The sequence below is a fragment of the Salinicola tamaricis genome (assembly GCF_003006155.1).
GTDB classification, from domain to species: Bacteria; Pseudomonadota; Gammaproteobacteria; order Pseudomonadales; family Halomonadaceae; genus Salinicola; species Salinicola tamaricis.
Window position 1 is genome coordinate 618504 of record NZ_CP023559.1, and the last position, 20860, is coordinate 639363.

At 68.5% G+C, this 20860-nt stretch carries 24 protein-coding genes and 3 pseudogenes; 15 read left to right on the forward strand and 12 right to left on the reverse strand.

Annotation, left to right across the window (positions count from 1 at the left end; all coding sequences use genetic code 11):
- Nucleotides 1-8 precede the first annotated feature (8 nt).
- From CN538_RS02730 to CN538_RS02765, 8 genes are all read left to right on the forward strand, one after another.
- The gene (locus tag CN538_RS02730) at nt 9-599 is read left to right on the forward strand and encodes an outer membrane lipoprotein carrier protein LolA (RefSeq protein WP_106418488.1); all 591 of its coding nucleotides are present in this window, start codon (nt 9-11) and stop codon (nt 597-599) included.
- Nucleotides 596-2965 (forward strand): MMPL family transporter, encoded by a 2370-nt coding sequence (locus tag CN538_RS02735; protein WP_207233610.1) that lies wholly within the window; start codon nt 596-598, stop codon nt 2963-2965. The genes CN538_RS02730 and CN538_RS02735 overlap by 4 nt, the downstream gene beginning before the upstream one ends.
- Entirely contained in the window at nt 2958-4004 is a 1047-nt protein-coding gene (locus CN538_RS02740) for an NAD(P)/FAD-dependent oxidoreductase (protein ID WP_242495504.1), read from the forward strand. Before CN538_RS02735 ends, CN538_RS02740 begins: the two co-directional genes overlap by 8 nt.
- Nucleotides 4005-4211: 207 nt before the next feature.
- Nucleotides 4212-4796, forward strand: coding sequence for a DUF3261 domain-containing protein (locus CN538_RS02745; protein ID WP_106418489.1), 585 nt, complete (start codon nt 4212-4214; stop codon nt 4794-4796).
- Nucleotides 4793-5977 carry a beta-ketoacyl-ACP synthase gene (locus CN538_RS02750; protein WP_106418490.1) on the forward strand — a complete coding sequence of 395 codons (1185 nt, stop codon included), beginning with the start codon at nt 4793-4795 and terminating at the stop codon, nt 5975-5977. The genes CN538_RS02745 and CN538_RS02750 overlap by 4 nt, the downstream gene beginning before the upstream one ends.
- Before the next feature lie 66 nt (nt 5978-6043).
- Nucleotides 6044-6520: a hotdog family protein gene (locus CN538_RS02755; RefSeq protein WP_106418491.1), complete on the forward strand. Its 477-nt coding sequence runs from the start codon at nt 6044-6046 to the stop codon at nt 6518-6520.
- A gap of 74 nt (nt 6521-6594) precedes the next feature.
- Nucleotides 6595-7371, forward strand: a complete 777-nt coding sequence (gene fabG / locus CN538_RS02760; RefSeq protein WP_106418492.1) for a 3-oxoacyl-ACP reductase FabG — start codon at nt 6595-6597, stop codon at nt 7369-7371.
- A gap of 318 nt (nt 7372-7689) precedes the next feature.
- Nucleotides 7690-8295, forward strand: coding sequence for a hypothetical protein (locus CN538_RS02765; RefSeq protein ID WP_106418493.1), 606 nt, complete (start codon nt 7690-7692; stop codon nt 8293-8295).
- Nucleotides 8296-8388: 93 nt separating this feature from the next.
- Here CN538_RS02765 and CN538_RS02770 read toward each other — a convergent pair whose 3' ends face one another.
- The 7 genes and pseudogenes from CN538_RS02770 to CN538_RS02795 all read right to left on the reverse strand — a co-directional run.
- Nucleotides 8389-8745 carry a RidA family protein gene (locus CN538_RS02770; RefSeq protein WP_106418494.1) on the reverse strand — a complete coding sequence of 119 codons (357 nt, stop codon included), beginning with the start codon at nt 8743-8745 and terminating at the stop codon, nt 8389-8391.
- Nucleotides 8746-8819: 74 nt separating this feature from the next.
- Nucleotides 8820-9677: a universal stress protein gene (locus tag CN538_RS02775; RefSeq protein ID WP_106418495.1), complete on the reverse strand. Its 858-nt coding sequence runs from the start codon at nt 9675-9677 to the stop codon at nt 8820-8822.
- Between the two features lie 251 nt (nt 9678-9928).
- Complete coding sequence (locus tag CN538_RS02780; RefSeq protein ID WP_106418496.1) at nt 9929-11416, reverse strand: SulP family inorganic anion transporter; 1488 nt, start codon at nt 11414-11416, stop codon at nt 9929-9931.
- 470 nt (nt 11417-11886) lie between these two features.
- Nucleotides 11887-12315, reverse strand: coding sequence for a manganese-binding transcriptional regulator MntR (gene mntR / locus CN538_RS02785; protein ID WP_106418497.1), 429 nt, complete (start codon nt 12313-12315; stop codon nt 11887-11889).
- A gap of 75 nt (nt 12316-12390) precedes the next feature.
- On the reverse strand, nt 12391-12885 hold the full coding sequence (locus CN538_RS24005; RefSeq protein WP_422917567.1) for an Nramp family divalent metal transporter: 495 nt from the start codon (nt 12883-12885) through the stop codon (nt 12391-12393).
- On the reverse strand, nt 12770-13672 hold the full coding sequence (locus tag CN538_RS24010) for an Nramp family divalent metal transporter (protein WP_422917541.1): 903 nt from the start codon (nt 13670-13672) through the stop codon (nt 12770-12772). The genes CN538_RS24005 and CN538_RS24010 overlap by 116 nt, the downstream gene beginning before the upstream one ends.
- Nucleotides 13673-13878: 206 nt before the next feature.
- A pseudogene (locus CN538_RS02795) lies at nt 13879-14409 on the reverse strand (HAD family hydrolase); the annotation flags it as partial.
- A gap of 14 nt (nt 14410-14423) precedes the next feature.
- On the opposite strand from CN538_RS02795, the gene CN538_RS20175 reads away from it, so the two are divergent.
- The gene (locus CN538_RS20175) at nt 14424-14576 is read left to right on the forward strand and encodes a hypothetical protein (protein WP_164999496.1); all 153 of its coding nucleotides are present in this window, start codon (nt 14424-14426) and stop codon (nt 14574-14576) included.
- A 176-nt stretch (nt 14577-14752) separates the two neighbouring features.
- Here CN538_RS20175 and CN538_RS02800 read toward each other — a convergent pair whose 3' ends face one another.
- Nucleotides 14753-15385, reverse strand: a complete 633-nt coding sequence (locus CN538_RS02800; protein WP_106418499.1) for an HAD family hydrolase — start codon at nt 15383-15385, stop codon at nt 14753-14755.
- A 249-nt stretch (nt 15386-15634) separates the two neighbouring features.
- Between CN538_RS02800 and CN538_RS24850 the strand changes: the two genes are divergently transcribed.
- The 3 genes from CN538_RS24850 to CN538_RS24860 all read left to right on the forward strand — a co-directional run bounded on the left by CN538_RS24850 (nt 15635) and on the right by CN538_RS24860 (nt 16637).
- Nucleotides 15635-15775, forward strand: coding sequence for a hypothetical protein (locus tag CN538_RS24850; RefSeq protein WP_340638237.1), 141 nt, complete (start codon nt 15635-15637; stop codon nt 15773-15775).
- 38 nt (nt 15776-15813) lie between these two features.
- Nucleotides 15814-16020 (forward strand): type 1 glutamine amidotransferase family protein, encoded by a 207-nt coding sequence (locus tag CN538_RS24855; RefSeq protein WP_340638238.1) that lies wholly within the window; start codon nt 15814-15816, stop codon nt 16018-16020.
- A 191-nt stretch (nt 16021-16211) separates the two neighbouring features.
- Complete coding sequence (locus CN538_RS24860) at nt 16212-16637, forward strand: helix-turn-helix domain-containing protein (RefSeq protein ID WP_340638239.1); 426 nt, start codon at nt 16212-16214, stop codon at nt 16635-16637.
- Here the strand turns inward: CN538_RS24860 and CN538_RS02810 are convergent.
- From CN538_RS02810 to CN538_RS02820, 3 genes and pseudogenes are all read right to left on the reverse strand, one after another.
- A pseudogene (locus tag CN538_RS02810) lies at nt 16621-17090 on the reverse strand (thioesterase family protein). The gene CN538_RS24860 and the pseudogene CN538_RS02810 overlap by 17 nt on opposite strands.
- A pseudogene (locus CN538_RS02815) lies at nt 17090-18057 on the reverse strand (3-hydroxyacyl-CoA dehydrogenase NAD-binding domain-containing protein). The pseudogenes CN538_RS02810 and CN538_RS02815 overlap by 1 nt, the downstream one beginning before the upstream one ends.
- 87 nt (nt 18058-18144) lie before the next feature.
- A complete protein-coding gene (locus CN538_RS02820) occupies nt 18145-19026 on the reverse strand; it encodes a beta-keto acid cleavage family enzyme (RefSeq protein WP_106418500.1) in 882 nt (293 codons plus the stop codon).
- Between the two features lie 325 nt (nt 19027-19351).
- Here CN538_RS02820 and CN538_RS21755 point away from each other — a divergent pair, with 325 nt between their 5' ends.
- The 3 genes from CN538_RS21755 to CN538_RS24865 are packed head-to-tail and all read left to right on the forward strand — an operon-like array spanning nt 19352 to nt 20293.
- Nucleotides 19352-19582 (forward strand): hypothetical protein, encoded by a 231-nt coding sequence (locus tag CN538_RS21755; protein ID WP_242495505.1) that lies wholly within the window; start codon nt 19352-19354, stop codon nt 19580-19582.
- Nucleotides 19489-19734 (forward strand): hypothetical protein, encoded by a 246-nt coding sequence (locus tag CN538_RS21760; protein WP_340638311.1) that lies wholly within the window; start codon nt 19489-19491, stop codon nt 19732-19734. The genes CN538_RS21755 and CN538_RS21760 overlap by 94 nt, the downstream gene beginning before the upstream one ends.
- On the forward strand, nt 19625-20293 hold the full coding sequence (locus CN538_RS24865; RefSeq protein ID WP_340638240.1) for a hypothetical protein: 669 nt from the start codon (nt 19625-19627) through the stop codon (nt 20291-20293). Before CN538_RS21760 ends, CN538_RS24865 begins: the two co-directional genes overlap by 110 nt.
- Here CN538_RS24865 and CN538_RS02830 read toward each other — a convergent pair.
- Entirely contained in the window at nt 20195-20800 is a 606-nt protein-coding gene (locus tag CN538_RS02830; protein WP_242495506.1) for a cupin domain-containing protein, read from the reverse strand. The genes CN538_RS24865 and CN538_RS02830 overlap by 99 nt on opposite strands.
- Nucleotides 20801-20860 lie beyond the last annotated feature (60 nt).

A 20860-nucleotide genomic window follows, 5' to 3' on the forward strand; every position in this document is an offset into this window, starting at 1 on the left:
GTGCCCCCATGCCTCAGCCAGATCTCGCCCACCGCGCGCACCGCCTGCTCTCGCTGCTGCTCGCCTGTCTATGTCTGGCCGCGCCACTCAGCGCCTACGCCTTCGATCTCGCCACGCTGCAGCAGCGCCTGGCGCAGACACCGTCGCTGGCCGGCAAGTTCACCCAGCAGCGCCGGCTGGCGGATCTCGGCACGAGTCTGGATAGCAGTGGCAACTTCCGCTTCGTGCGCGGCCAGCGCGTGGTGTGGCAGCTCGAACGTCCGGTGGAGGAGCGTATCGAGCTGACCCCGGAGGCGATCGTCAACGGCAGTGGCGACCGCACCCCGCCCGGCGGCGAGCAGGTCGCGCGGCTGTTCCTGCAGCTGCTCGAGGGCGACTGGCAGGCGCTGGCCTCGCGCTTCGAGATCGCCCTCGCCGGCGATGCCGAGGCGTGGCAGGTGACACTGACGCCCAAGGCCAAGGCGCTGCGCGAGCGGATCTCGAGCATCGCCCTGGATGGCGGGCGCTACATCGATCATCTGACCCTGCGCACACCCGGCGGTGACACCCTGGCGGTGCGCCTGTATGACCAGCACCCGCTGTCCGGCGACGCGCCATGAACGCCTCTGGCGAACGCCCGCCGCGCGACACGGCCTGGCGCTGGCTCGGCTGGCTGTGGCTGGGTGTGCTCACGCTATGCGCGGTGTGGCTGGGCTGGATGCTGCGCCACGGCCTGCCGGCGGACACCGACCTCACCGCGCTGCTGCCGGCGGACCGCCAGGTGCCGCTGGTCGAGGCCGCCGACCGTAAGCTGGGCGAGGGGTTCGAGGATCGCTTCCTGATCCTGTTGCGCGCCGACGACCGGGTGGCGGCGACCCAGGCGCTGGGCGATGCGCTGGAGACGCTGGTCGACGGCAGGCAACTGGCGCGCGTCGACTGGCGCGAGCTGGATCTGGCCGATGCCGACCCGCACGACTGGATGGGGCCCTGGCGCTACCGGCTGCTGACCCCCGCCTGGCAGCAGGCGATCGCGCGCGACGGCGGCGAGTCGCTGGTCGAACCGGCGCTGCGCCGGCTGTTCTCGCCGGCGGCACGCCCCGACCCGGTGGCCGACCCGTTCGGCCTGCTCGATGCATGGCTGGCGCGTCAGCCTCAGAGCCCGATCGATGCCGCCGACGGCCTGCTGACCCTGGACGCCCAGGGCCAGCACTACAGCGTACTGATCGGCCGTCTCGCCGGCTCGCCCTACGCCCTGCCCATGCAGCAGGCGCTGCACGCGACCCTCGAACGTTTCCAGCAGGCGCACCCCGAGGCCCAGCTACTACGCTCCGGGCTGGTGTTCCACGCTGCCGCCGGGGCGCGTCAGGCGCGCCACGAGATGTCCACCATCGGCGCCGCCTCGCTGCTCGGGGTACTGCTGATCATCGGCTTCGTATTCCGCTCGCCGCGGGTGCTGGCGCAGCTGCTGGTGCCGCTGGTGACCGGCTCGCTGTTCGCGCTGGCACTCACCCTCGGGCTGTTCGGGCGTCTGCATCTGCTGACGCTGGCCTTCGGCGCCAGCCTGATCGGCATCGCCATCGACTATGTGCTGCATTTGCAGTGCGACCGTGCCATCCACGGCCGCGCCTTCCGCCTGCGGCGGTTGCTGCCGAGTCTGACCCTGGGGCTGATCTCGAGCGTGATCGCCTATGTCGCCCAGGCGCTGACACCCATGCCGGGGCTGCGCCAGATGGCCGCCTTTGCCGCCTTCGGGCTGATCGGCGCCTGGCTCACCGTGGTGCTGTGGCTGCCGCGCTTCAAGCTTCATGCCAGCCCCTTCACCGCACGCCTGGCCGAGCGCTGGTGGCGGCTGTGCCAGCCACGCCGGCGGCTACCGCCGTGGTTGGCACTCGTGCTCGCGCTGGGGCTGATCGTGCTGTGCACGCTGCGTCTGACCAGCGACGACAGTCTCGCTCTGCTCAACCCCTCGCCGGCGGCGCTGATGCACGATGAAGCTCAGGTCCAGCAGCTGCTCGACCGCGACACCGGCAGCCGCTACTTCCTGGTCCGCGCAGACGATACCCAGGCGCTGCTGACACGACTCGCGGCGCTCGACCAGCGCCTCGACCGCGCCATCGCCGCCGGCCTGGCGATCGACTACCAGTCGCTGGGGCGCAGCGTGCCCAGCGCCGCCGAGCAGGATGCCAACCTGGCCCGGGTGCGCACCCTCTACGGCGCCCCGCTGGAGAGCCTGATCCAGCGCGCCGGACTGCCGGCCGATCTCGCCCAGGCCGCCCGCGCGCGGCTCGACGACGCCCCGCGCCTGACGCTCACCGACTGGCTCGCGACCCCGCTGGGCCAGCTCCAGCAGCGGCTGTGGTTGGGCCAGACCGAATCCGGCGAGGTCGCCACCAGCGTGGTCGTGAGCGGGGCCCGCAGCGCCGCCATCGCCGACCAGCTCTCAGCCATCGCCAACGCCCAGCCGGGGGTCGTCTACGTCGACCGGGTGGCGCGTATCGGCACTCTGCTGGGTGAGCTGCGCCGCCACACCGCCGCCTGGATCGCCGCGGCCATGGCGCTGATGACCCTGGCGCTGATCTGGCGCTACCGCGGGCGCGCCTGGCGCGTGGTGGCACCGCCCTTCGGCGCCACCCTGATCGTGCTGGCGGTGTTCGCACTGACCGGGGTGCCGCTCAATATCTTCAACCAACTGGGGTTGCTGCTGGTGTTGGGGATCGGCCTGGATGCCGGTATCTTCAACGTGGAGTACGCCAGACAGCCCTCCGCCTGGCTGGCGATCACCCTGTCGACCCTGACCAGCCTGCTGGCCTTCGGCATGCTGGCGTTCAGCGCCACCCCGGCGCTGCACTACCTGGGCCTGACCTGTCTGATCGGTCTGGCCAGCGTGTGGCTGCTGGTGCCCTGGGTGCGCCCGCGCGAGCCCGCCAGCGCCTCCAACGCCCCCAAGGCCCCCAAGGCCCACTCCGAGGAGAACTCGCATGCGTGAGCGCGATCACGATGTCATCGTCATCGGCGCCGGCCCGGCCGGTGCCACCGCCGCGGCCCTGCTGGCCCGGCGCGGCCACCGCGTGCACGTGGTCGAGCGCGCGCACTTCCCGCGCTTCTCGATCGGCGAGAGCCTGCTGCCTCAATGCATGGGCGACCTCGAAGCGGCCGGGCTGCTGGAGACGGTGCTCGCCGCCGACTATCAGCCCAAGAACGGCGCCGCCTTCACCCGCAACGAGCAAGCCACTGCGATCGATTTCCGCGACAAGTACTCGCCCGGCTGGGGCACGACCTTCCAGGTCGAGCGCACCGATTTCGACCAGCGCCTGATCGAGGCCGCCCGCGATCAGGGCGCCACCCTCGAGTTCGGGGTCAGCGTCGATGCCTTCCATCCCGACCCGCAGTGCCCCGGGGTCACCCTGCGCGACGAGGCCGGTGAGGTGCGCGAGCTGCGCGCCGGCTTCGTGCTCGACGCCAGCGGCTACGGGCGCGTGCTGGCGCGGCTCGAAGGGCTCTCTCGCGAGCCGCGCCTGGAGCCGCGCATGGCGCTTTACACCCATGTCGACGAGAGCATCGACGATCCCGACTATGACCGCGAGAAGATCCTGATCGGGGTCCATCCGCGGGACGCGTCGATCTGGTACTGGCTGATTCCGTTTCGCGATCACCGCGCCTCGGTCGGCGTGGTCGGCGATATCGCCAGCCTGAGCGCCTACGGCGACACTCCCGAGGCACGCTGGCAGGCACTGATCGCCGAAGAGCCGCGCTTCAGTGCCCTGCTCACAGGCGCCACGCCACGACGTGAGGTCGGCGAGCTCAAGGGCTATGCCGCCGATGTCGAGCGCCTGCACGGCCCCGGCTATGCGCTGCTCGGCAACGCCGGCGAGTTTCTCGACCCGGTGTTCTCCTCCGGGGTCACCATCGCCCTGCGTTCGGCGAGCCTGGCCGCGCCGCTGGTGGCGCGTCAGCTCGACGGCGACACGCCCGACTGGGACGCCGAGTTCGAACGCCCTGCGCGAGGGCATCGCCACCTTTCGTGACTTCGTCGACGGCTGGTACGACACCCCGCCTGCAGACGATCATCTTCCACGACCAGGCCCCGCGGAGATCCGCGCGCGCATCAGCGCCATCCTCGCCGGCTACGCCTGGGATCGCAGCAATCCTTTCGCCAGCGCCTCGCGCCGGCATCTCGATACGCTCTCGGCACTGTGCCGAATGCAGGCCGCGCAGCGCGCCGAGGAGACACAATGAATCGCCTGCCACGCGTCCGCCGCCCGCTCGCGCTGGTGTTGCTCAGCGCGCTGCTGCTCGGCCTCTCCGCCTGCAGCCTGTCGCCGCCGGTCTCGCCCTCACCGCCGCTGGCGGCGGCGGTGACCCCGGAGACCCTGGCCAGCCGCCTCACCTTCACACCCGAGGAGGGCGAGTCGCGCACGCTGATCGCCTTCATCCGCATCACCCCTGAGGCGCTGCGCGCGGTGCTGGTGACCCCCTACGGCCAGCGCCTGACCACCCTGGTACGCGACGCCCAGGGCGCGCGCTTCGAGGCTGGCGACGCCCCGGGCGAGCCACCGCTGCCGATCCCGCCGGCCTGGCTCGCCTCGCGCCTGGAGTGGAGCCTGTGGCCGCGCGCCGCGCTGGAACACGCCTTCAGCGGCAGCGCCTGGCAGGTGGCAGAGCATGACGACCAGCGTGACATCCGCTACCACGGCCGCCTCGCCGCCAGCATCACGCCGCGACCCGATCCCGCGCATCCCCAGACCCTGACGCTCGACGACCGCCAGGGCGATTACCGCCTGACCATCACCCCGCTCGATCAGGAGGGTGACGCATGAGTGCTTCCTTCGCCTGCCGCCTCTCCCGGCCCGGGGTGGTGTGTTCGCTGGGCAGCGACCTCGAGACCATCGCCACGGCGCTGTTCACCGGCCAGCGCCAGCTCGCCGTCAGCGACGATTTCACCCCCGGGCGAGCGCTGCCGCTCGGCCGCGTGAGCGCTCCGCTGCCCGACGCCAGCGGCTGGGAGAGCGGCCAGCGTAGCCGCAACAACCGCCTGCTGGCCCTCGCGCTGGCCGGCCTCGGCGAGCCCCTCGACGCGCTGCTGGCGCAGGTGGCACCAGAACGTATCGGGGTGGTGATCGGCACCAGTACCTCGGGGATCGGGGAGACCGAACAGGCCATCGCCGAGAGCGGCCATGACGGCCCGCTACCGGCGAGTTTCGCCTACTCACGCCAGGAACTCGGCGCCCCGGCACGCTTCGTCGCCGAGCGTCTCGGTTTGGGTGGCCCCTGCTATACGCTGTCGACCGCCTGCAGCTCCAGCGCGCGTGCCCTGGCCAGCGCCCGCCGTCTGCTCAAGAGCGGCCAGTGCGACGCGGTGATCGCCGGCGGCGCCGACAGCCTGTGCCGGCTCACCGTCAACGGCTTCGCCAGTCTCGATGCGGTCAGCGATGCCCCCTGCCTGCCGTTCTCGCGCCAGCGCCGCGGGATCAATCTGGGTGAGGCCGCGGCACTGTTCGTGGTCACTCCGGAGCGCGGCGGCATCCAGCTCAGCGGGGTTGGCGAGAGCGCCGATGCCCACCATATCTCGGCACCGCGCCCCGACGGCAGCGGCGCCGTGGCAGCCATGCACCAGGCGCTGACAATGGCCGGGCTGGCCCCGGAGGCGATCGACTATCTCAATCTCCACGGCACCGGCACTGCGCTCAACGACCAGATGGAAGCCACCGCGGTCAACGACCTCTTTGCACGGCCGCCGGCGTGCAGCTCGACCAAGGCGCTGACCGGCCACACCCTGGGGGCCGCCGGCGCCCTGGAGGCCGCCTTCTGCTGGCTGGCACTCACCCATGGCCGACTGCCACAGCACGTCTACGACGGCGACTATGACCCCGAGCTGCCGCCGCTGCCGCTGGTGGGCCAGGCGGACATGCCGAGCACGCCGCTGCGCCATGCGCTGAGCAATAGCTTCGCCTTCGGCGGCAACAATGCCAGCCTGTTGCTGAGTCGTGACGATGTCTGAATGCCAATCCCGACAGGCGCTGCCGCGCACCCTATCGACCCACTGCTCGCCTGCGGAGAGCCACCCGTGACAGCGACCACCGCGCATCTGCCCTGCCCCGCCGCCCCGCTGGTACCCCATGCCCGCGGTATGTGTTTGCTGACACGCCTGCTCGAGGCCGACGCCGAGGGTGCCATCGCCGAGGGCGAAACCCGACCCGACGATCTGTTCGCCGAGGCTGCTGGGCTGCCCGCCTGGGTCGGCATCGAGTGGATCGCCCAGAGCGTGGCGGCCTGGGCCGGCTACCATGCCCAGCGCCGCGGCGAGTCGCCGTCGCCGGGGCTCTTGCTGGGTAGCCGCCGCTACCACGCTGCACAGCCTTACTGGCCGTTCGGCCGGCGTATCCATGTCGCCATCAGTATCGACTTCGTCGCCGACAACGGCGTGACCCAGGTCAATGGCGAGCTGCGCTGGGCCGACGGCTCGGCCAGCCTGGCCAGCGGCAGCCTGACCCTCTATCGTCCCGCCGGGCTCGACCTGCCCGGCCAGCCGCCGGCTACCTGAAGGCCCGCCGGCCCCGACTCTCTTTCGTTTCGACACTTTCTATTCGTTTCGACACCTTATCGCCTGGAGCGCGCATGGAACGCCCGAGTACCCCCCAAGAGACCGCTTCCCCCACAGGCGAGCGTGGCGCCGACACCATCCTGGTGACCGGTGCCAACCGCGGCATCGGTGCCGCAATCGCCCAGCGCCTGGCCCAGGACGGCTTCGACCTGGTACTGCACAGCCGCCGCGATGGCGACGATATCGCCCAGGTAGCGGCGGATGCACGCGCCGCCGGCGCCCAGGTGCGCCTGCTCCAGTTCGATGTCACCCAGCGCGAACGGGTCAAGACGTTGCTGGAGGCGGATATCGCCGCCCACGGCTGCTACTACGGCGTGGTGTGCAACGCCGGCATCGCCGTCGACAAGCCCTTCCCGGCGCTGGAGGACGAAGACTGGGACAGCGTGCTCAAGACCAATCTGGATGGCTTCTACAACGTGCTGCGCCCGCTGGTGATGCCGATGATCCAGCGCCGCCGTCCGGGGCGCATCGTTACCCTGTCGTCGCTCTCGGGCCTGATCGGCAATCGCGGCCAGGTCAACTATAGTGCGGCCAAGGCAGGCATCATCGGCGCCACCAAGGCGCTCGCGGTGGAGCTGGCCAAGCGCCGCATCACGGTCAACTGTGTCGCCCCCGGCTGGATCGAGACCAGCATGACCGAGGCGCTGTCGCGGGAGGAGATTCGCAAGCTGGTGCCGATGCAGCGCCCCGGCGAGCCGCACGAAGTGGCGGCCACGGTCAGCTTTCTGTGCTCCCGCGACGCCGGCTATATCACCCGACAGGTTATCGCCATCAACGGCGGCATGTGCTGAGAGGGTGTTTACAAAGTGCCTGCGCTCGGCAATACGGCGTTAAAATCGGCCTCACTGAACGAAGTTCAGAACGTCCGAAGGACGGCCCGAAGGGCGAGCGGAGCGAGTAAAATGCTCATTTACCCCGTGTAAACTGGAACGCCAGCCCGGCCCTTTTTTCGACCGATTTTGCCTTGTCTTGCCTTTGCTCGCCGAATTTGTAAACACCCTCCGATTCGGCCGACGTTCAAGCGCCGGGGCCACCGGCCGATAATGCCTCGTTGGGCGAGGGCCAGTAGCCCTCGCCCATGGAGACCACCCCGTAGAGTCGGAGTCGAGATGAAAGCCGGCGTTTCCATCGCATTGATCGTCATCGTCATGCTGGCCCTGTGCGGCGCGGGCCTTTACGCCAGCGACCTGCAATGGCCGCTACCGCCCGCCGCGTTGGCGCCGCTGGGGCTGTTCCTGCTCAGCGTGGTGCTGGCCGGCTGGCTGTGCCTGACCCTGGTGCTGATGGCGCGCGGCCAGACTCAGCAGCAACGGGCCCTGCACGAGAGTCAGCAGGCGGTCCAGCGCCAGCTCGAAGCAGCCGAGCTGACCCAGTTGATGAGTCAGTTCAGTCGCCACGCCGAGGCGCTGCTGGACAAGGAGAGTCTCGACCCCAACAAGCGCAGCGTGATGCGCTGTCTAGCGGTGGATGCCCTGCGCGGCAACAGCGGCCGCGGCGATACCACCTATACCCGCCTGGCGCGGTTGTTCGAATGGCTGGATGCAGAGGCTGCCCGCCAGGCACAGGATCCACACCGCCAGCGGCTGATGGTGCCGACCCTGATGCAATACGCCGAGATCGCCAGCCAGCTGTGCCGGGTCGGCGAGAGCCAGCCGGAGAAGCTCACTCACTTCCTCACCCACCAGCCGCCAGCCCCCAGCCGCGAGACGACGTGAAGGCGAGCCGACATCCGAACTCGCCACCCGATCCCGGCGTGGGCCAGACCGAGAGACGAGGATCGCACAGCGTGGATCGAAGGAAGGCGCGGGTTACTTGATCGCCGCGGTGATGGTGATCTCCACCTTCAGCTCGGGCGCCGGCATCGGCGCAGTGATGCAGGTACGTGCCGGCGCATGGCCTGCCGGCACCCAGGCGTCCCACACCGCGTTCATGGCAGCGAAGTCGGCACCCTCGGCGAGATAGATCGTCGCGGAGAGCAGGTGCTCGCGGTCGGAGCCGATCTCCGCCAGTAGCGCATCCACCCGCGACAGCATGCTGATCGTCTGGGCGGTGATATCGCCTTCGCGGGCCTCCGGGCCGCTGACCTGACCGCACAGATAAGCGGTGCCGTTATGGATCACGGCACGGCTCATGCGAGTCTGGGTGTCGTGGCGTTGGATGGTCATGGATGTTCTCGCTCCTGTGAATCGCCGCGCGACAGGCGCGGCGTCTTGATTGAGTGATGCGGCGGCCGCCGGGGTCAGCGCAGTATCAGGGTGGCACTGCGCGAGTGTCTGAGCATCGCCGTGGTGGTGCTGCCCACCAGCAGCTGACGGATACGCGAGTGGCCGTAGGCGCCCATGATCATCAGATCGATGCGCTCGCGCTCGGCGTAGTGGCCCAGCACCTCGTCGACGTCGCCGGCGAGAATCTCGCCCTCGGCCTCGACCTGCCCCTCGCGCAGCCGCGTCAGCGCCCAGTCGAGCTGGGCACGCTGGTCATCGGTCCCGGCGCCGACCATCACCACGTGGCACACCAGACCGTTGAGCAGCGGGCTCTCGGCGATCATCTCGACGCCCTTGCGGGTGGTCTGACCGCCATCGAAGGCGAGCAGCAGCCGCTGTGGCGCCTGGAACTCGGGCGGCGTGACCAGGATCGGCGTGTGCAGCGCGCGCACCACCCGCTCCAGATTACTGCCCAGGTGGTCCCGCGCTTCATCCACGGACTCGCCGCGCTTGCCCAGCACCACCAGCCGGGTCTGCGCCTCGCGCTCGCTCAGCGCCTCGAGTAGGTCGCCGTGGCGCAGCGCAGTGGCCACCGTCAGCGAGGCGGACGCCTCGGCCTGCGCCTTGGCCGCTGCCAGCAGCTCGCGCCCGTGCTGCTGGGCGAGCTTGGCACGCTCCTCGTCGAGCCGGGTCAACTGCTCACGCAGATGCTCGCGGCTGCCCAGGCCAATATGGCCGCTGGTGTCGCGCTCGGCACCGTTCTGCCCGCGGCTCAGCACGTGCAGCAGTTCGAGCGGCGCACCGATTCGCGCCGCGGCCCACGCTGCCGCGGCACATACCGCCGGCGCGTGGCTGGAGTCGTCGATACAGCCGAGAACCTGACGTTCACTCATGGCATTCTCCTGTTGCCTGGCACCCGCTACCCGAGACTATCACGCCCCTGGGCGGCGGGGTTGTCGTCGCGACGCGCTGGCGTCGCCTGCGTCCTGCGGGGCCGAGGCCCTAGGTGCTGTCTGAAAAGTCGACGAGCGAAGGCCAGGCAAGGAAAAAATCGGCGAAAACGCGGAGTTCACGAGGTGTAAATGAGCATTTTGAGCCGGTTTTTAACGCTGCATGGTCGAGCGCAGTCCTTTTCAGATAGTGCCTAATGCCCCATGAGTTTCTCCACTGCCTCCGGCTTATCATGCACGGCGAAGCGGTCTACCAGGGTGGCGCTGGCCTCGTTGAGCCCGATCACCTCGACCTCGGTACCCTCGCGGCGGAACTTGATCACCACGTTGTCCAGCGCGCCGACCCCGGTGATGTCCCAGAAGTGGGCGCGGGAGAGATCGATGCGTACCCGCGGCACCGCCTCCTTGAAGTCGAAGCTGTCGGTGAAGCGGGTCGAGGAAGCGAAGAACACCTGACCGATCACCTCGTATTCGCGGGTCTCGCCGTCTGGCCCCATACGGCTGCCGATATACAGAATCTGCCCCACCTTGTTGGCGAAGAACAGCGACGCCAGCAGCACCCCGACCAGTACGCCGATGGCCAGGTTGTGGGTCGCCACCACCACGATCACCGTGGCCACCATGACGATGTTGGTCGACAGCGGATGGCGGCGCAGGTCGCGGATCGACTCCCAACTGAAGGTACCGATCGAAACCATGATCATCACCGCCACCAGCGCGGCCATGGGGATCTGCGAGACCCAATCACCCAGAAACACCACCAGGATCAGCAGGAAGACCCCGGCGACCAGGGTCGAAAGGCGGTTGCGGCCGCCGGACTTCACGTTGATCACCGACTGCCCGATCATCGCGCAGCCAGCCATGCCGCCGAGGAAGCCGGTGACGATGTTGGCCAGCCCCTGGCCCTTGCACTCGCGGTTTTTGTCACTGGGCGTATCGGTCAGCTCATCGACGATGGTCGCGGTCATCATCGATTCGAGCAGGCCGACCACGGCGATCGCCAGCGAATAGGGCAGGATGATCCACAGCGTTCCCAGATTGAGCGGCACGTCCGGCAGCAGGAACACCGGCAGCGAATCGGGCAACTGGCCCATGTCGCCGACCGTGCGGATATCCATGCCGCTGAACATGTAGACCGCGGTGAGCACCACGATGCAGACCAACGGCGACGGCAGCGTCTTGCCCACCACCGGCACGTAGGGGAACAGATAGATGATGCCGAGCCCGGCGGCGGTCATGGCGTAGACGTGCCAGGTGACCCCGGTCAGCTCCGGCAGCTGGGCCATGAAGATCAGGATCGCCAGCGCGTTGACGAAGCCGGTGACCACCGAGCGTGAGACGAAGCGCATCAACGCGCCGAGCTTGAGATAGCCGAACAGGATCTGGATCACCCCGGTCAGCAGGGTCGCGGCGAGCAGATACTGCAGCCCGTGGTCGCGCACCAGGGTCACCATCAGCAGCGCCGTGGCGCCGGTAGCGGCGGAGATCATCCCCGGGCGGCCGCCGGCGAAGGCGATCACCACCGCCATCGAAAACGAGGCATAGAGGCCGATCTTGGGATCGACGCCGGCGATGATCGAGAACGCGATCGCCTCCGGAATCAGCGCCAGCGCCACCACGGCGCCGGCCAGCACGTCCGCGCGGACGTTGGAGAACCAGTGTTGTCTTATCGTGTCGAGCATTGAAGGATCCACTCTGGGTCATGCCGCGGGAGAGATGGCGGCGCGACGACGGCCAGCGCACACGGCGCGAGCGCCGACACGGCGGCCGATCTGCCATCCAGAACACGCGGCTTGGCTTGGGTTCTACACGGTCGAGTGCAAAACGCTTGGGTTCACAACGAGAATCGGTGATACGAACGGATACGGACCTGCGTGGCCCGGCCGGATGGCGGGTCGGCAAGTCGAGCGCGAGCGCGGCTCACGCGGAGGGGATCGACGCTAGGGTGGCGTCATGCGAACGGTGGCGCGTGTCATCGTTGCGTGCCTATCGGTACCATGTCTCTGGCGAAGGGCAGAAGATCCCTCGCCTTTTCTAACGTGCCGCGCCAGCGCTCGGCGCACAGGCAGCCGGCGGGGTCGATGACCCGCGCACGGGGCGGCAACGCCGGCGCAGTCTAACAGCAAAGTGGTCATCAGCCCAGCCGCAGGCATCAACGCGAGGCCCGGCGCGACTCCAGAAAGCGCTGCATTGCCTCGACGGTGGCGTCGCTACAGTGGTGTTCGATCCCTTCGGAATCCGCCTCGGCGACGTGCGCCGGAACGCCGAGGGCAAGCAGCGTAGCGAGCACCAGCTGGTGGCGCGCTTCGACCTTCTCGGCCAGCGCCCGCCCCTGTTCGGTCAAGAAGACCCCGCGGTAGGGGCGCGCTTCGGCCAGTCCATCGCGCTTGAGTCGTGAGATCACCTTGGACACCGCCGCGGCGCTGACGCCGAAGCGCTCCGCCAGGTCACTGGCACGCGCCTCGCCATGATCCCGATGCAGCTGCGCGATCTCCTCCACGTAATCTTCCACCAGCTCCTGCTGATGATCGAGACGAGTGCGCTCGAAGCGGGCGTAACGTGGTCGGGGTGTTCCTGGCATGGTGTTCTCATCGACATCGAATGGGGTGAACGGTCACGCGCCAGCGGCACCGCCCGTTCACGGCACGTAGAGAGCCTACAGCAACTCGAAGGCCAACACATAACCATTCAACAGGATGATCACCCCGGCCACCACGCAACCCAGCAGCGTGACCCAGCGCCGGCTGACCAGATTGCCCATCACCCCGCGACGCGCGGTGAACTGGATCAGCGGCACCAGGGCGAAGGGGATACCGAAGCTGAGCACCACCTGGCTCGCCACCAGCACCTGCTGCTCGGGCAGGCCGAGCATGATCACCGCGATCGCCGGCAGCATGGTCAACAGCCGACGCAGCCAGATGGGGATGGTGAAACCGACGAAGCCCTGCATCACCACCTGCCCCGCCATGGTGCCGACGATCGATGACGACAGCCCCGCCAGCAGCAGGGTGAACCCGAACAGCGTGCTCGCCAGCTCACGGTTCATCAGCGGCGCCAGCAGCTGGTAGCTCTGCTCGATCGAGGCCACGCCGGTGCGCCCGCTGTCGAAGAACACCGCCGCCGCCAGCGCCAGCATCGAGAGATTGATGATCCCGGCCACGCCCATGCCGATGATCACGTCCCAGCGGTAGAAGCGCATCGCACGCACGCTTGCGCTCGTCGTCGGTGGTAGCCGGGATGCGCCGCTGGGACAGCGACGAGTGCAGATAGATGACGTGGGGCATCACCGTGGCACCCAGAATCCCCGCGGCCAGGAAGACCGCATAGCCGTCAGGGAACTGCGGCACCAGCATGCCGGTGAGCGCCGGCCCGGCATCGGGCTTACCCATCAGGATCTGGGCAATGAACCCCGCCGCCACCGCCAGCAGCATGCTGCCGATGATCACCTCGAGCAGGCGGAAACCGTAGCGCTGCATGGTCAACGCCGCATAGGTGACCGCGCCGGTGAGCAGCGCGCCTTCGAGCATCGAAAGCCCGAACAGCAGGTGGAACGCCAGCGCCGCGCCGAGGAACTCGGCCAGATCGGTGGCGATCGCCACCAGCTCGGCCTGGACCCAGTAGAACCACACCAGCGGCCGCGGATAGCGCTCGCGGATCATCTCCGCCAGATTGCGCCCGGTGGCCAGCCCCAGGCGCACCGATAGCGTCTGGATCAGCATCGCCATGAGATTGGCCCACAGCACTACCCACAGCAGGGTGTAGCCGTAGCGCGAGCCGGCCTCGATGTTGGTGGCGAAGTTACCGGGATCGATATAGGCGACCGCGGCGATCAACGCCGGGCCGAAGAAGGGCAGGAAACGCATCACCAGCGACCGCTGCCGTGCCGGCGCCGACGGGTTCGCGCGTGCCGCGCGGGCGTCACTCACACTGTTGAACACGCTGACCTCGGAACGTCGACGACCGGGCGAGCCCGCGCCATCAGCGCCTTGTCGCCCGGGTTATCAAGTTAAACCATGGTTGACAAAATATACCCGAGTTATCGAAAGCGCAACGGGGCCGCGCGATGAGTTATCTCAATCAGGGTGATAGATGTCTCCCAATGACGGCGATGCCGACGTCGAGACTAGCCCCTGCCTGAAACCGCCTAACGCCACTGCAGGATCGGCCAGCCACGCGCCTCGGCGGTGGCCCGCAGGCGGGCATCCGGCTGGGTGGCATGGGGATGGTCGACGAATTCGAGCAGCGGCAGGTCATTGTAGGAGTCACTGTAGCCCCAGGTCTCCCAGCCCTCGGCGAAGCCGGTGTCGTGGGCCTCTAACCACTCGGCGAAGGCGTCGAGCTTGCCCTGCTGATAGGTCTGGATGCCGGTGGGCTCGCCGGTGAAGCGCCCCTCGGCATCCAGCTCGGGCAGGGTGGCGAGCGCCCCGTCGGCACCGACGAAACGCGCGATCGGTTCGACCAGATGGTGCATCGAGGCCGAGATCACCAGGGTCGCGTGGCCTTGCTCGCGGTGCTGTCTTAGCCGCTCGACCCCGCCCTGCATCAGCCTGGGTGCCACCGCGCGCTGGACGAACGCCTCGACCTGTTCACGCACCGTGTCGCGCTGGCGGCCGATCAGCGGGCCGAGGGTGAAGCGCAGGTGCTCGGTCATGTCCAGGGTGCCGGCATGATACTGAAGGTCCCTCGCGCATGCGCGCCAGCAGCGCCTCGCCCTCCTCGACCCAGCCGCAGGCGATCACCCATTCGAGCCAGAGGTGTGTGCAGTCGCCGTCGAGCAGCGTGTCGTCGAGATCGAAGATGGCCAGCGCGCTGGGCTGCTGCGCCGGAGAACGGATGAAGTAGCCAAGCGGAACTCCCGTAGCGGTCGCGGAAAAGGGCCCGCTCAGGATACACGCTCGTGCTCTCATGCCAACGCCCGCGGGCGCCCGACGCCATCCGTCCAGGTTTTGATGCAGCCTAGCCCTCGCGTGCGAACCACCCTGCACACTGAGTCACCAAGGCGTCGAGATCGGGCGCCATCAGATCCGGCGGGTCGCCCCAGGATTCGAACGCCCGCTGGGGGTCGCGCTGGAGCCAGGCGGCACGCAGCCCAGCGTAGCGTGCACCGATGATCTCCGCAGGCTCCGCCGAGACCAGCCAGGTGGCCTCCGGGCGCGAGTGGGTGCGCGCGCGCAGGTGCGCATAGAGCGCGGCATCCGGCTGGAAGCGCCGCACCTCCTCGGCGCTGACGATATCTCGAACCGATCCGCAAGACCTGAGTTATCGAGCAGCAGTTCGATGTCGTAACGGCTGGCGTTGGAGAACACCACGCAGCGCACGCCCAGCCCGCGCAGGCGGGTCAGCGCGGCGGGGGCATCGGCGAACGCCGGTAGCCGACGGCAGTGCGCCAGCAGTGCCTGCTTGCTCTCCTCCCCCAGGCGCGTGCCGCGCTCGCGGTCCACGGCCTCCAGCGCCTCGCGCTGAATGCGATGGAAATCGGCGTAAGCGCCCATCAAGCCACGCCGATAGGTGAACTCGGACTGCTTCTCGCGAAAACGTCGGGTGAAGGCGTCGGCTTCGGCCGCGCCCAGGCGCAGCGCAAGCAGCGCCGACAGATCGCGAGTATCGACCAGGGTATCGTGGAGCGCGAAGGCGAAGAGCGGTGTATCCATGCGGAATCCTTGGTAACGTGACGCCCCGTGGTTTGACAATAAAAGACGCACACACCCTTTTACCCGGAAACGCCACGCTCGGCCCTAACTTTGGGCAAGTCATCTCGAATCGTCTTCGTGCCGTGGCACCGCAGGCGGCCCCCCTCAGTTCGCGGAATCGTGCCCGTGAAAACTCGGCCTTGAAAACGTGCCTTTGAAAACGTGCCTTTGAAAACGTAGCCGTGGAGACATGCCGGTGGAGACACACCCGTGGAGAAGAGCCTGACACCGCCCATCACGCTGGGATTCGTGCTGATTCCGCGCTTCTCGATGCTGGCATTCTTCTCCGCTGTGGAGCCGCTGCGCATCGCCAATCGCCTCGCCGGCCGCGCCCCTATCGTTGGGTCCTGATCAGCGAGGGCGGTGGGCCGGTCACCGCCAGCAACGACATGACCCTGCTCACGGACTGTGATCTGAACAGCGCGCCGAGCCTGTCGCGGGTCGCGGTATGCGCCGGCTTCGAACCCGATCGCGGCCTGACGCGACGCTTTTCCCAGTGGCTGCATCGCCGCGCCGGTGAAGGCGTGCTGCTCGGGGGCATCGACACCGGCCCCGTGCTGCTGGCCGACATGGGCTGCTCGCCGGCCATCGGGTGACGCTGCACTGGGAGAGTCGCCCGCCTTCCGCGAGCGCTTTCCCGCCCTGGAAGCGGTCGAGTCGCTCTACGAGCTCGATGCCCGCTGCTTCACCTGCGCCGGCGGCGCCGCGGCCATGGACCTGGCCCTGGAGCTGATTGCCCGCGACCATGGTCAGGCGCTCGCCGACGACACCGCCGAGCAGCTGATCCATGCGCGTCTGCGCCCACGGGAGGGGCCCAGCGGCTGCCCCTGGCCCCCGCCTGGGCACCCACTGCCGCCCCCTGGTCGATGCCGTGGCGCTGATGGAGCGCCATCTCGAACAGCCGCTGGCGATCGCCGCGCTGGCCGCGCGTATCGGACTCTCGCCGCGCCAGCTGCAGCGCCTGTTCGACGCCGAGCTGAGCCAGCGCCCGCGCGACTACTATCTGAATCTGCGCCTGGATCGCGCGCGCCATCTGCTCGAAGAGACCGAGCGCGACATCCTCAGCATCGCCCTCGCCTGCGGCTTCGGTTCCGCTTCCAGCTTCGCGCGCGCCTACCGTCAGCGTTACGGGCATCCACCGCGGGCCGCGCGCCAGCCACGCGCCGACAGCCCCGAGGCCACCACCGCGCCACATCTCAGCCGCGGCGGATAGCGATCCGCCGCCCCGCCGCGCTGGGCCAGTCGTCCCCAGCCCTGGGCAACAGCGCAATCGCCGCCGCCACCGCCTCGGGAAAGCCGGCGGGGCGGCCACTGGCGACATCGATGCCCATCAGCATCTGCTCGCTGGTCGCCAGGGTGTTGCCCTCGGCGTCATGCAGCGTGAAGAACACGTGCAGCCGCTTGGCATCGCTGTCGAGCAGGGTCAACGCCACCCGCAGCGGCTCGCCCCGGTGCACGTCGCGGCAGTAGCAGAGGTGGGTCTCGAGGGTGTAGAGCGTGTAGGCGTAGCGGGACGGCCGGCCGCGTCTAGACCAATGCGATCCATCAGCGCCTCCACCGCCAGCGAGAACACCCGCGCGTACTCGGCGTCGTTCATGTGACCGTTATAGTCGACCCAGGCGTCCGCCACCCGAGTCCGGTAGAGCGTCTCCGCCTGAGCCGCCATCAGATCCGCCCCTCGAGCCCTTCGGCTTCCGGCCAGTATTTCTGGGTCAGTGCGAGCAGCTCGGTGAGAAACGCATCGCGGCGCGTCTCCAGCTCGGCGACACTGCGCCCGGCGGCTTGATGCTCGCAGCCATCCGCCACCTTATCGATCAGCGCTTCCGTCAGCTCAGGGGCCTCCAACTTGGTCCACGGCAGCTTCAGCGCCGGGCCGAACTGATGCAGCATGTGGCGCATGCCGCCTTCGCCGCCGGCGAGATGGAAGGTCAGGAAGGTCCCCATCAGCGACCAGCGCAGGCCGGCGCCGTAGACCACGGCGGCATCGATCTCCTCGGTGGTGGCGACACCGTCATTCACCAGATGCAGCGCTTCGCGCCACAGTGCCTCCAGCCGATCGGCGACGTGCCCTTCGATCTCGCGCCGCACCACCAGCGGGCGCATACCCAGCGCGGCGTACTTCGCCCGGGCGCGTTCGATCATCCTCGGTGGCGTATGCTCGCCCCCCACCAGCTCCACCAGCGGCAGCAGATAGACCGGATTGAACGGGTGCGCCACGATCACACGCCCGGGCTCGCGGGTGCAGGCAGCCTGCAGATCGCTCGGCTTGATCCCCGACGTGGAAGAGCCGATCACCACCCCAGGCGCGGCCACGGCATCGAGCTGGCGCAACACATCGTGCTTGAGCGCCAGCCGCTCGGGCACGTTCTCCTGGATCAGCTCGGCGCCCTCGACGGCGGCATCGAGGGAATCGACGAAGGTCAGCGCCGCGGGGTCAGCGCCCTCGGCAAGCCCCAGCCGCTCCAGCGCCGGCCAGGCCCGCGCGACGAAGGCGCGAGTACGCGCGGGTGCGGTGGTGTCGGGGTCGAAAGCGGTGACCCGGCAGCCGGCGCCAGGGCACGGGCGATCCAGCCATTGCCGATGACGCCGGTGCCGATCACGGCAACGTTGCGGGGAAGTTCGGGAGCACTCATGCAGACCTCGCAGGGAACAGAGACAGGTGGGACCGCGCGCTCGGCACTACCAGCACGCGATCGCGATGGGCGACAGGCGCGGCGCGCTCAGGGCTTACGCAGTCCCAGCGACTCGCGGGTCTGCGCCGGCGTCTGCACCTTGCCACCGAGGTTCTCGACCAGAGTGGCGGCACGCTCGACCAGCTGGGCGTTGGTGGCGAAGACCCCCTTGCTCAGATAGAGATTGTCTTCGAGCCCCACGCGCACATGGCCCCCGAGCAGCACCGACTGCGCCACCATCGGGAACTGCTGGCGGCCGATGCCGAAGGCGGACCAGATGGCGTTTTCCGGCAGCTTGTTACGCATCGCCAGCATGGTCTCGGTATCGGCCTCGGCACCCCACGGAATCCCCAGGCAGAGCTGGAACAGCGGGTCGCCGTCGATCAGCCCCTCGTCGATCAACTGCCGGGCGAACCAGACATGCCCCAGATCGAAGCACTCGAGTTCCGGCTTGACCCCGGCCTGCTGGATCAGCCGCGCGTGCTCACGCAGCCAGTCGGCGCTGTTGAGATAGATCATCTCGCCGAAGTTGAGACTGCCGCAGTCGAGGGTGCACAGCTCCGGCAGCAGCGCGCCAACCGGTTCATGGCGCTGAGCCGGTGTCTGCAGATCGGTGCCGGTGCGGCCGTGAATGGCGCCATCGCGAATCTCGGGATAGAGATCGCCACCGCCGCCGGCGGTGATGTTGATCACCGCATCGACATCGGACTCACGAATGCGCTCGACCACCTCGCGGAAGTGATCGGTCGAGTGGCTGACGCCACCGGTCTCCGGGTCGCGCACATGAAGATGGACGATGCTGGCGCCGGCGCGCGCCGCATCCAGGGCGCTATCGGCGATCTGGCGCGGGGTGATCGGCAGATCCGGGTGCTTGCCGGCGGTATCGCCGGCGCCGGTGACGGCGCAGGTCAGAATGACGTCTCGGTTCATGCAGGCTCTCCCTGGCGTGGCTCGGCAAGCTGTGGCCGGGCGACGGGTGTTCGAGGGCACAGCCATGGCGGCCGGCCTCACAAGAACCCATTGTGGCCGCGACCCGGTGGCCGAAATTGACACCAGACGACACCAAATCGACGCCATACGACGTTCGCCTGCCTCTCTCACCCCCTGCACTGCCGCCGGGCGCTCGCACCTCCGCCCCTGGCTGCCCTCAGTCTGCCACCTGCCTGCCGCTGGGCAGCACGCGGCATGACACGGCGGCGCGAAAACCGCACAAATGGAGGCTGATACCGCGACTCGGACACGACAGGAAAACGCCATGGCACACAGGGTCTACGTCGATGGACAGGAGGGCACCACAGGGCTGCGCCTGTTCGACTATCTCCAGGCACGCAGCGACATCGAGCTGCTGCGCATCGATAGCGACAAGCGCAAGGACCGGCCGAGCGTGCACGCCTGCTCAACGCCGCCGATGTCGCTTTTCTGTGTCTGCCCGACGCCGCCTCGCGCGAGGCCGCGGCGATGGTCGAGAATCCGAACACCTGCTTGATCGACGCCAGTACCGCCTTCCGTACCGCCGACGACTGGGTCTATGGCCTGCCCGAGCTGGCCCCGGCCAGCGCGAGCGGATTCGCGCCAGCAAGCGCATCGCCAACGTCGGCTGCCACGCCAGCGCCTTCGTGCTGCTGGTGCGGCCGCTGATCGACGCCGGCCTGCTGCCGCCGGACTATCCGCTCTCTCTGCCTTCTCGCTGACCGGCTACAGCGGCGGCGGCACAGATATCGCCGCCTACGAGGCCGACCATGACGGCCGCCTGCAGGCGCCGCGCCCCTACGCCATGGGACAGGGCCACAAGCACCTGCCGGAGATGCAGCTGCACGGCCGGCTGGCCGCGCCGCCGGTGTTCTCGCCGATCGTCGGCCCCTTCCTCAAGGGGCTGTCGGTGCACGTGCCGCTACAGCTTGGCGCCCTGCCGGCATCGATGCCGAGCAGCTGCTCGACGTCTACCGCGCGCGCACTATGCCGACGAGCCCTTCGTGCGCATCCTGCCGTTCGCCGACGACGCCACGCTCGACGGCGGCGCCTTCGATATTCAGGCGTGCAACGACACAACCGGGTCGATCTGGGCGTGTTCGGCAACGCCGAGCGGCTGACGCTGGTCTCACGGCTGGACAATCTGGGCAAGGGTGCCGCCGGCTCGGCGGTCCAGAACATGAACGTGCATCTGGGGCTGGAGGATAGCGTCGGCCTCAGCGTCTGACTGGAGCAGCGTCTCAGACGCGCTGCCAGTGCGAAAGCAGCCCCCCGCCGACCGGATCGGCGGGGGGTAGCGGCACCGCGGCGACGCGGGCACAGCTGCGCCGAACTGTGCCGGATCGCCCCGCTCCACCGCCCAGCGCTGTCCGGGCGGGTAGGCACCCACCATGCAGAAATCATCGTCTGCAGACACGCAGGCATGAGCCACGCCCGCTGGCAGGATCAGCACATCCCCCGCCGCCAGGGTGAATCGCTCGCCCTGAGGCCCGCCCAGACGCGCCACCGCCTGGCCGCGAAACACCCCCAGCACCTCGTGGGCCGTCGAGTGAAAGTGGTCGAAGGGGTAGAGCCCGTAGCGCCACTCGGGCACCCAGCCATGACGCGCGAACAGCGCCTCGAATGCCTCGGCGCTGGCAGGCGCCATCACTTGCCGATAGATCAGCAGCGGCAGCGCCGAGTTGGGCGTGCCGCTGGCCTGATCGCCATCGAACCGCTGCGTCTCGGGTGACATGGTAAGCCGCGGTCAGTGCCGCTCTGGCTCGGGGAAATCGGTCGCCTCGCCGACCTGGCG